Here is a 9,822-nt window from a genome sequence, read left to right as displayed (position 1 = left end):
GTATAAATTTTATGAAATTTGTGAATATTACGAACAAAATCAGCCATCAAAATTAAGTAGCGAGGACGCAAATATTAAAATTTTGACAATGTCTGCACTTGATACAGGAATAATTCATGCTTGAATTACAAGAAATTCAAAGGCTAGAAAAGCTTTATGAAGAATACGAAAAAAAGAATAAAAATAGCTTTTTAAAATTGTTATCACATAAAAAACTAGGTCTTTTAATAATTACAACCTTGCTAATTGCTTTTATCTTTGGTACTTTTTTATTTTTCTCAAATGCTAAAAACAAAAAAGAGACAACCAATACTCCAGCTTTAGTTGAGAAAAATTTGACAATACAAACAGATATAAAAGAAAAAAACATAACCTTTGCTGAAACTAATGTCAGTAAAAATATTTTAGAATATGGCAAACAAAAAAGCGAGCAAGCAAAAGAGAGATTTGAATCAGATAAAAAACAAGATGAACTCGCCGAGAAAATAGCTAAAAAGCTAGAACAATCCATAAAGCTAAATGAAGACAATAAAGAGCAGGCATCAGATAAAAAACAAAGAAGTGGTGGCGGTTGGTTAAAGTTAAATTTACCAGCTGAAAATGAAAATATACAAAATGAACAATCTCTACCAAATGAAGAGATAATAGAATTAGAACCAAAGGCAAAGCCAAAAATTGATATTCAAATTTCAAGTGAAAACAATGAAATTTCTATGCTAAAAGAAAATTTTAATAAAAATAAAAATCCAGAAATCGCCCTTAAAATAGCAAGAAAATGCTATCAAGACAAAAGATATAGCGACACTATAAAATGGGCACTATCGGCAAATAATTTAGATAGTAGCATTGAGGAGTCTTGGGTCATGTTTGCTAAGGCAAAATATATGCTAAAACAAAAAGATGACGCATTGCGTGCATTAGAAGAATATAATAAAAACAAAAATAAGCCCGAGATAAATGAGCTAATAAATAAGATAAAAAGTGATACGTTGTGAAATTTTTGCTTGCTATATTTTTATCATTAAATGCCTTTGCACTTGGGACGGCTGACATCAAAAGTTATTTTGAAAAAGCTGAATATCCTAAAATTTGTAATCAAAAAATACAAGATCTTTTAAAAGATTCACAAAATGAAGAATTTCTTAATATCTTTGGCATATCTTGCTTAAAAACAAATGATATAGATAGGCTCGCTCTTCCAGCAAGCAAGCTATCAAAAACGCAAAGCTCAAGAGAAAATGCTGCATATTTTGCTGATATATTGCTTAAAAAAAAGCTATTGCTTCATGCTATCTTGGATGGGGCCGATATAAGCTATATTAGGCTTCCAAAGAGCGATTACATTCTTTCATTTATATTTGATAAATTTGTCAAAAAAGAATATATTGAGGAGCTTGGTGTATTTATTTTTGAAGAACCAAATTCAGATACAAGATATGAGCTTAGTGCAATCGTTGGCTCAAATTTTGCAAAAATGATTTTAAAAATTTTTAAAAATGACGATCTTACTTCGCAGATTGAGTATAGATAAAGAGAAGAGATGAATAATTTAGAAAATTTAACGCTAAAAACATTAGAGCAACTTAATAAACTAAATGATGAGCAAATTTTAAAGATTATAGAGATAAAAAAAATAAACAAAAAAAGTCTTTTGGCTATTTTGCTTGAAGAAAATATGCTAGAAGAAGAGATTTTTTTTGAAATTCTATCTGATATTTATAGAAGAGGACACACTGACATTGATGAAATTTCGACTAGTCTTCAGATAGATCAAAAGCGCTTTATTCAATATGTATGCGATAAATTTAAAATCACATTTTTTGATCTTGATGATATAGATATCGACTACCGTATCAGCGAAAAGCTAAGCACCTCTCAGCTAAAATCATATAACGCCATCCCTGTAAAAGAAGATGAGATAAGTGTTTATGTAGCTTTTAAAAATCCTTTTGATGTGATCATTCAAGATAAAGTTCAAAATTTATTTAACAGAAAGCTATTAAAAGTAGCTTGCGCAGATCCAGCCCAGATAGAAAAATACATAAACAAAATAGCTCTTAATGAAAGCATTAAAGACGTTATTACAGAGATCAGAAAAGAGCTTTCAAGCTCTAGCAGTCAAGGGCAAAGCACAGAAAGCTCTGGAATTTTAAAGCTAATTGAGATAATTTTAAAAACATCTATTCAAAGCAGAGCAAGCGATATTCACATCGAGCCAACTGAGACAAACTGCATCGTAAGAAGCAGGATAGATGGTATGCTAAGTGAGACATTTATATTTGATAAAGATATCTATCCGCCGATGGTAAGCCGAATGAAGCTACTTTCAAATATGGATATCGCGGAGCGTCGCCGCCCACAAGATGGTAGATTTTCAGCTCAAATTTTAGATAAAGAGTACGATTTTCGTATCTCTACGCTACCTATCTTAAATGGCGAGAGTATAGTTTTAAGAATTTTGGACAAATCAAAAGTTATCATAAACATTGAAGACCTCGGTATGCATCCAGATAACTTTGCTAAGTTTAAGAAGAGCATGAAAGCACCTTACGGTATCATCCTAGTTACTGGTCCGACAGGATCTGGAAAAACTACTACGCTTTATGGTGCATTAAATGATATAAAAAGTGTAAAAACTAAGATTATTACTGTTGAAGATCCGGTTGAGTATCAGCTAAATATGATCCAACAAGTGCATGTAAATGAAAAGGCTGGACTTACTTTTATCTCGGCTCTTCGCTCTATTTTAAGGCAAGATCCAGATATTATTATGATAGGCGAGATCAGAGATCAAGAGACGCTTAGAATCGCAATTCAAGCAGCGCTAACTGGTCACTTAGTTTTTTCAACACTTCATACAAATGACGCTATTAGTGCTTTACCTCGTATGGTTGATATGGGTATTGAGCCATATCTAGTAAGTGGTGCACTAGTTTGCATAGAGGCTCAAAGGCTTGTAAGAAAGCTTTGCCCGTATTGCAAACAAAAAGTCACGCTATCTCAAAAAGCTCTTGATGAGATCAAGAAATTTCTTCCTGAAGATTATCAATTTTATAAAAGCGTAGGTTGCCAGCACTGCTCGCAAACTGGATATCTAGGGCGTGAAATGATAAGCGAAATATTATCTATCAGTGATCACATAGCAAGTATCGTAGCAAATAACGCTTCAAAAGAAGAGCTTAAAAAGGCTGCCTATGACGAAGGCTTTATAGATATGTTCCATGATGGCGTTATACGCGCAGCAAATGGTGTAACAACAATCGAAGAAGTATATAGAGTTGCCAAGATATGAAATTTTACGAAATAGAATATATAAAAGATGGCAAACGCCAAAAGATGAGCCTAAAGGCCAATAGCAAAAATGATGTAAAAAATCGTGCAAATATTCAAGGCATGATAGTAAAAATCAAAGAAACTCAGGTTTCAAGTATCAACAATGATTTTTTGGACCTGCAAGAAAAATTTAACAAATTTTTCTCTTCTTCGAAAGTAAAAATTCCAGCTCTAGTCGCTACCATAAGGCAACTTAGCGTTATGACTAATGCTGGCATATCAATACATGATGGCATAAAAGAGACAGCAAATGCTACCGAGGATAAAAGGCTAAAAACAATATTTCAAACATTAGATGAAGACCTAAATCAAGGTGCTAGCTTAACTCAAAGTATAGAAAATTTTCAAGAAGAGCTAGGCGATGTCACTGTTGCTATGGTAAGGCTTGGAGAGAGTACTGGTAATATGGCTGATGCATTATCAAAGCTAGCTGCTATCTTGCAAGAAGTCTGGGATAACCAGCAAAAATTTAAAAAAGCCATAAGGTATCCAATAACCGTAATATGCTCTATAATTTTGGCTTTTATTGTGCTTATGACATCAGTTGTTCCACAATTTCGAGAAATTTTTAGCCAGCTTAATGCCGACCTACCTCTTCCTACTAAAATTTTACTAAACATTGAATACATAATGAGCAATTACGGCATATATATAATAGTTGTTCTTGTCGCATTTGCTTTTTTGCTAAAAAGGCAATATTCAAATGATGAAAATTTTAGGGATAAGGTCGATAAATATCTACTAAAAGTCTATCTTGTGGGCAAAATAATATTTTTTGCAAATATGAGTAGATTTAATCTAATCTTTACAGAGCTTGTTCGTGCAGGACTTCCTATCGCTGATGCGCTAGATACTGCCGTTGTAACTGTTTCAAATCAAGACATAAGAAATAAGCTAACTGCCGTAAAAGTACTGGTTGGTCGCGGCATAAGCTTAACCGAGGCCTTTAGGCAAACTGGGCTTTATGAGGGTATGCTTATACAAATGATAGGAGCTGGCGAACAAAGTGGTAGCTTAGATGACATGACACAAAAAGTTACTGATTATTATAGAGTGAAATTTAATGATATTATTGATAATATTTCAAACTATATTGAGCCGATACTACTAATATTTATCGCAGCTATGGTGCTTTTGCTCGCCCTTGGTATATTTATGCCAATGTGGGATATGGCAAAAGCTGTTAAAAATTAAATCAACATTTAAAGGAGTAAAATGCCTATAGAAAGAGAATATGGCGTTGATGAGAACGCATTTTTAGTTTCAAAAACAGATACAAAAGGAAGGATCACTTATTGCAACGAGCCTTTTTTAAATATCGTAGGAGTAAAACAAGGCGATCTCTTGGGAAAACCGCACAATATAATAAGACACACTGATATGCCAAGAGTTATTTTCAAGCTACTTTGGGAACGCATACAAAATAAAGAGGAAATTTTTGCCTTTATTAAAAATAAAACTCTAAATGGTGGATTTTACTGGGTATTTGGCAATATCACAGCCTCGCTTGATCAGCAAGATAATATCGTTGGATACTATTCTGTTAGACGTAAGCCAAACGCAAAAGCGATAGAGACCATAAAACCACTTTATGCAAAATTACTTGAGCTAGAACGAGATGGCGGTATTGAAGCGTCTAAAAAATATTTATTAAAATTTTTGGAAGAAAAATCAACAAGCTATGATGAATTTATAAATAACTTGCAAAGGTTCTAGATATGTTTAAGAAAAAATCAAATGCAATAAATGAGATTTTAAGTGTTGTCAAATCGGCAAGCAATGGCATACTAGAGCCTCGCATTGTAAATGTTGGAGAAAAGGACGAGATGTATGAAGTCGCCCTTGGCATAAATGATCTATTAGATCAAGTTGAGGCGCTTCAACGTGAAATTTCAACCTCAGTCCAAGCTGCACAAAACTCGAAAACATATAGAAATATATTTGTAGAAGGGTTTAGGGGTTTATTTAAACGAAATGCCATATCTATGAGCAAGGGTGTCACAGGTATAAAAGACGGCCAAAAAAGCAAGGTTAGAGGTCTTCTATCAAGCGAGCTTGACAAACTTGGAAACGGTATAAATGGTATAAATTATGTAAGAGATGATCTAAATGAAAGTATCAAAAATTTAAGCCAAACAGCAACAGATGCTAAACAAACTGCACAAATAGCAAAAGAGAATATGTCTAATATCGCCGAGCTTAGTCAAAATATGGGAGAGCTTGATGGTCTAGTACAAAGCTGCTCAAATGCTACTGGTATGCTAAGCACTAGGGCTTCTGAAATAAGCTCTATTTTAAATTTAATAAAAGATATTGCTGATCAGACAAATCTACTTGCTCTTAACGCTGCCATTGAAGCTGCTCGTGCAGGAGAGCACGGACGTGGTTTTGCGGTAGTCGCTGATGAAGTAAGAAAGCTAGCTGAAAACACACAAAAAGCTGCAAGCGACATAGAAGTCAATATAAAAACACTTCAGCAAGAGGTAAATGATATCGATGAAAATTCTAAAAAAATCGATGAAATTTCTAAACTAACAACACAAAATGTAGAAAATTTCAAAAAGGTATTGAGCGAGTTTAATGCGAACGCACAAAATACCGCTCAAACATCAAAATATGTCGAAAATAAAACCTTTGCCATAATTGAAAAAATTTCGCAAATCGCTTACAAAACCAAAGTGTACTCTGACCTTATAAACGAGCAAGGATACAGCGAGGAAATACGTGATTTAGCGCAAAGCCTGCTAGATTGGTATGAGAACGAGAGTATAAGCGAACACAAACAAAATAAAAATTTTAATAAGTCAAAGGAGCTTACATCGTCGCTAAATAATGAAATCAAACTCTTGCTCGAGAAGTCAGCCTCTGGCTACAACGAACAAAATTTAAATTATTTTGTTGATAAGTCTAAGAAAATAGAAGATCTAAGCGAGCAAATTTTTACTTCGTATAACGAAATTTTTAAAGATAAAAACTAAAGTAATAAATTATCTTTGATGTTTTTTGGGGTGGTCAAAAAATAACGCTTTTGCACCACCCTCTTTTAACTCACTAAATTTACATCCAAACTCAACGCAAAATATTCCAGAAGTTGGGATATTGTCTATTGATGAATCGCTTAAATACTCGCAAATTTCAGTTATACTTGGATTGTGCGTGATGATAAAAATTTCATCCAAACTCTCATCTATATTTTTGACAAATTTTAAAAGATCTTCAAAACTTATATCATAAAGCTCATCTATAAGACTGGTCTCTTCTTTAAATTTTAAAGTTTTGATAATAATCTTTGCTGTTTGTTCGCACCTTTTAGCACTACTAGAAAAGATAGCCCCTGGCATCACATCATACATTTTTAGTCTATTTGCCATAAATTTAGCGTCTTCTTTGCCTTTTTGACTAAGCTCCCTTAAGGCATCTTTAGCTCCGTCCTTATTCTCATCAACCGCTTTTGAATGTCTTATGAAATAAATTTTACTCACTATCTCTCCTTTGAGAAATTCTTTATCAAGCAAAGCTCTTCTTTGCTAAATCCAGCTTTTAAGCGATCTTGTTCATTAATCTCTCTAACATTTTTAAATGAATTTGGATACAAACTTAAGATAATGTCAAAGTAGCTATTTTCGTCAATACCCTCTTTTTTACAAGCAAACTTAAACCACTTATCGCCCTTATAAACGTGAGAAACTTCCTCTTTTAAGATGACTTTTAGGCATTCTATCAGCTCTTCGTTGCCGTCCTCGCCTTCAAGCCTTTTTATAATATGAGCGTTTGCATCAAGCCCATTTGCCTCCATATATCTTGGCAGTAGCGCCATACGGCTAGTTAGACTACTTGAAGTCTTTTGAAGTGCGACAAAAAGCCCATCATGCACACTTAGCTCGCCGTATCTACCGCCTTGTTTTAAGAGCAAATTTTCTATCATGCAAAAGTGTCTAATCTCATCTTCAGCTACTTCTAGCCAGTCTTCATAAAATTCTCTTGGCAAATTTCTAAATCTATAACAAGCATCAAGCGCGATGTCAATAGCGCTAAATTCAATATGAGCTACCGAATGGATAAAATTTAAATTTTTATCTTTTGGCTTTACTTTTTTGTTTAGCTCTTTCATGCTAACTACTTCACAAAATTTTGCATAGCTAGGCGTTATTAGCTCATTTGGTTTAGAGCTTTCATAAAAATTTATATTAAAATCTCGTTTAAATTTCTCATAAAATAGCTCAAATTTTAAAAATTTAAGCCCAATCTCGCCTTCATTTAAAATTTCCCAAATTTCATCAAAAAAATTCATATTTTCTCTTTATTTAAATCTGCATTTACAAGTGTAAATTTATATAAACAATGCTTAAAATTTGAGCCTAGTATTTGTTTTAAAAGATTTTTAGTAAAAATTTCTGATTTATTTTGCTTTGCCATATCCAGCAAATCTATTTGCTGCCAAGCAACTTGAATTTGAACACCTTACAAGGTAGCTATTTATCTCTTGATTTCCTTTTAGATGCACATTTTTTTGTTTAAGATTCATATAGCTATGAATTATCTTTCCGCCGGAATTATGTATAAATTTTACTGTCTCATCGCCAAGAACAGCTGTAACTATGCCAACATGAGTGATATTTTTCTTATCTTTATTTTTTTGAATACCCTTGCCAAGAGTATTTGAGAAAAATACAAGATCACCTATTTTTGGATTTTTATGAGTAATTAAATTTTTACTTTCATAAAAATTATAGATCGCTTTTGACTTTCTACCGCCATTATCGTAGTAGCGATTTATTGTATTTTCATCAAAATACATATTTTGATACTTTGCATTTACGCTAGAAACAAAGCCAGAACAATCGCCACCCGCTCTTGTATTTAGGTATTTTTTAAAAAAAGAACCAAATTTTTTATCTTCTCTATCATTATCTTCATCTATGATTTCACCAATCATTTGCTCACTAAAATCAAAACTTGAAGTTATGGTTTGATTTGTTTCATTTTGCGGAGTTGTCGGTTGATTAGAGGTAAAAGAACAACCTGTAAAAAATATAATGCTAAATATAAAAAAGATTTTTTTATTTATTGAATTTGACATATTTATATCCAAAATTTTAGTGTTTGCAATTTTAACTTTTAAACGTAAATGAACCGGAAATAGTGCTTTGCTTTCTTTATTCTAAGTTAAAAAGCAATATAATATCGGCAAAAAACATATTTTCTTAAGGCAAAAAACAATGATGCACTATTTAAAGATAAAAGGAAATGCCAAACTAAGTGGCGAAGTGAAAATAAGCGGTGCCAAAAATGCTGCTCTACCGATCATCGCCCTAACCTTACTTGCAAAAAAAAGTGTAAATTTAACAAATATTCCAAATGTCGCTGATATAAAAACGCTTTGCCAACTGCTAACTAATCTAGGAGCAAAGTGTGAATTTAAAGATGAAAACTCGCTAAGTATTAACACTAGCAGTGTAAATTCGACAACGGCAAACTACGACATTGTTAGAAAGATGCGCGCTTCTATCTTGACGCTTGGTCCGCTTCTAGCGCGCTTTGGACACTGCGAAGTGAGCCTACCTGGAGGATGTGCGATCGGACAAAGACCTATTGATCTGCATCTAAATGCACTCGAAAAAATGGGAGCAAATATCGAAATAAAGCAAGGCTATGTCGTCGCAACAGCACCAAATGGACTAAAAGATGCAAAGATCGTTTTTGATAAGATCACTGTAACTGGTAGCGAAAACATCATCATGGCAGCAGCCCTAGCTCACGGCACGACAGAGCTTTTTAACGTAGCGCTTGAGCCTGAAGTAGTGCAAATTTGTGAAATTTTGGCTAAGAGTGGCGTTAAAATAGAAGGCATCGGTACAAGCGAGCTAAAGATAACTGGAAGTGGCCAAAAATTGCTTGAAATTTGCGATATCGAGGTCATCCCTGATAGGATCGAGGCTGGCACATACCTTTGTGCTGGAGCTATAACAAATAGCAAAATTTCGGTCACAAAGGCAAATGCAGCCCATATGACAGCCATTTTAAATAAATTTGAAGAGATGGGCTTTGGTATCGAGGTAGACGGCGACAAGATCACGATATTGCCAGCAAAAGAGATAAAACCAGTAGAGATAAGAACCACCGAGTATCCGGGCTTTCCAACAGATATGCAAGCTCAATTTATGGCGCTTTGCCTTGCGGCAAATGGCGTTAGCACGATAGATGAGAGACTTTTTGAAAACCGCTTTATGCACGTTAGTGAGCTTGCTAGAATGGGAGCGGATATTAAATTAAATGGGCATATTGCAAGTGTTTATGCACCAGCTAAGCTAAATGCAGCCGATGTAATGGCAACAGATCTTAGAGCAAGCTCAGCGCTGATACTAGCTGCTCTTATAGCAAATGGCGAAAGCTTGGTACATAGAATTTATCACCTTGATAGAGGATATGAAAATTTAGAAGAGAAATTTCAAGGCCTTGGTGCAAATATTACTAGGCTTGAGGAGTAAA

The 9,822-nt window shown here is 33.8% G+C and carries 9 protein-coding genes and 1 pseudogene; 7 read left to right on the top strand and 3 right to left on the bottom strand.

All coding sequences use genetic code 11. The features are described 5' to 3' along the window. The first annotated feature begins 116 nt into the window (after positions 1-116). From CYP54_RS06540 to CYP54_RS10300, 6 genes and pseudogenes are all read left to right on the top strand, one after another. Positions 117-995, top strand: a complete 879-nt coding sequence (locus tag CYP54_RS06540; RefSeq protein WP_103604635.1) for a transformation system protein — start codon at positions 117-119, stop codon at positions 993-995. Next, positions 992-1,531 (top strand): hypothetical protein, encoded by a 540-nt coding sequence (locus CYP54_RS06535; RefSeq protein WP_103604634.1) that lies wholly within the window; start codon positions 992-994, stop codon positions 1,529-1,531. The genes CYP54_RS06540 and CYP54_RS06535 overlap by 4 nt, the downstream gene beginning before the upstream one ends. Positions 1,532-1,540: 9 nt before the next feature. After that, a complete protein-coding gene (locus CYP54_RS06530; RefSeq protein ID WP_087580060.1) occupies positions 1,541-3,292 on the top strand; it encodes a GspE/PulE family protein in 1,752 nt (583 codons plus the stop codon). Continuing rightward, positions 3,289-4,527 (top strand): type II secretion system F family protein, encoded by a 1,239-nt coding sequence (locus tag CYP54_RS06525; RefSeq protein ID WP_103604633.1) that lies wholly within the window; start codon positions 3,289-3,291, stop codon positions 4,525-4,527. The genes CYP54_RS06530 and CYP54_RS06525 overlap by 4 nt, the downstream gene beginning before the upstream one ends. A gap of 21 nt (positions 4,528-4,548) precedes the next feature. Continuing rightward, positions 4,549-5,049 carry a PAS domain-containing protein gene (locus CYP54_RS06520; protein ID WP_084107953.1) on the top strand — a complete coding sequence of 167 codons (501 nt, stop codon included), beginning with the start codon at positions 4,549-4,551 and terminating at the stop codon, positions 5,047-5,049. Between the two features lie 572 nt (positions 5,050-5,621). Beyond that, a pseudogene (locus CYP54_RS10300) lies at positions 5,622-6,311 on the top strand (methyl-accepting chemotaxis protein); the annotation flags it as partial. A gap of 9 nt (positions 6,312-6,320) precedes the next feature. Here CYP54_RS10300 and CYP54_RS06510 read toward each other — a convergent pair. From CYP54_RS06510 to CYP54_RS06500, 3 genes are all read right to left on the bottom strand, one after another. Further along, complete coding sequence (locus tag CYP54_RS06510; RefSeq protein ID WP_103604631.1) at positions 6,321-6,815, bottom strand: SixA phosphatase family protein; 495 nt, start codon at positions 6,813-6,815, stop codon at positions 6,321-6,323. After that, entirely contained in the window at positions 6,815-7,624 is an 810-nt protein-coding gene (locus CYP54_RS06505) for a ferritin-like domain-containing protein (RefSeq protein ID WP_103604630.1), read from the bottom strand. Before CYP54_RS06505 ends, CYP54_RS06510 begins: the two co-directional genes overlap by 1 nt. Before the next feature lie 108 nt (positions 7,625-7,732). Continuing rightward, positions 7,733-8,413 (bottom strand): NlpC/P60 family protein, encoded by a 681-nt coding sequence (locus tag CYP54_RS06500; RefSeq protein ID WP_103604629.1) that lies wholly within the window; start codon positions 8,411-8,413, stop codon positions 7,733-7,735. 142 nt (positions 8,414-8,555) lie between these two features. Here CYP54_RS06500 and murA point away from each other — a divergent pair, with 142 nt between their 5' ends. Then, positions 8,556-9,821 carry a UDP-N-acetylglucosamine 1-carboxyvinyltransferase gene (murA, locus tag CYP54_RS06495; protein ID WP_258033679.1) on the top strand — a complete coding sequence of 422 codons (1,266 nt, stop codon included), beginning with the start codon at positions 8,556-8,558 and terminating at the stop codon, positions 9,819-9,821. The last annotated feature ends 1 nt before the right edge of the window (position 9,822 follow it).

Origin of the sequence: Campylobacter concisus (assembly GCF_002914005.1) — a bacterium.
Taxonomy (GTDB): Bacteria; Campylobacterota; Campylobacteria; order Campylobacterales; family Campylobacteraceae; genus Campylobacter_A; species Campylobacter_A concisus_N.
Note: the sequence above shows the minus strand (reverse complement) of the source record. Positions and strands in the feature narration are given on the sequence as shown.

Excerpts from the sequence above, each read along its gene's own strand:
- CYP54_RS06530 (WP_087580060.1), top strand. The coding sequence starts at position 1,541 with ATGAATAATTTAGAAAATTTAACGCTAAAAACATTAGAGCAACTTAAT.
- CYP54_RS06500 (WP_103604629.1), bottom strand. The coding sequence starts at position 8,413 with ATGTCAAATTCAATAAATAAAAAAATCTTTTTTATATTTAGCATTATA.
- CYP54_RS06505 (WP_103604630.1), bottom strand. The coding sequence starts at position 7,624 with ATGAATTTTTTTGATGAAATTTGGGAAATTTTAAATGAAGGCGAGATT.
- CYP54_RS06525 (WP_103604633.1), top strand. The coding sequence starts at position 3,289 with ATGAAATTTTACGAAATAGAATATATAAAAGATGGCAAACGCCAAAAG.
- CYP54_RS06540 (WP_103604635.1), top strand. The coding sequence starts at position 117 with ATGCTTGAATTACAAGAAATTCAAAGGCTAGAAAAGCTTTATGAAGAA.
- CYP54_RS06520 (WP_084107953.1), top strand. The coding sequence starts at position 4,549 with ATGCCTATAGAAAGAGAATATGGCGTTGATGAGAACGCATTTTTAGTT.
- murA (WP_258033679.1), top strand. The coding sequence starts at position 8,556 with ATGCACTATTTAAAGATAAAAGGAAATGCCAAACTAAGTGGCGAAGTG.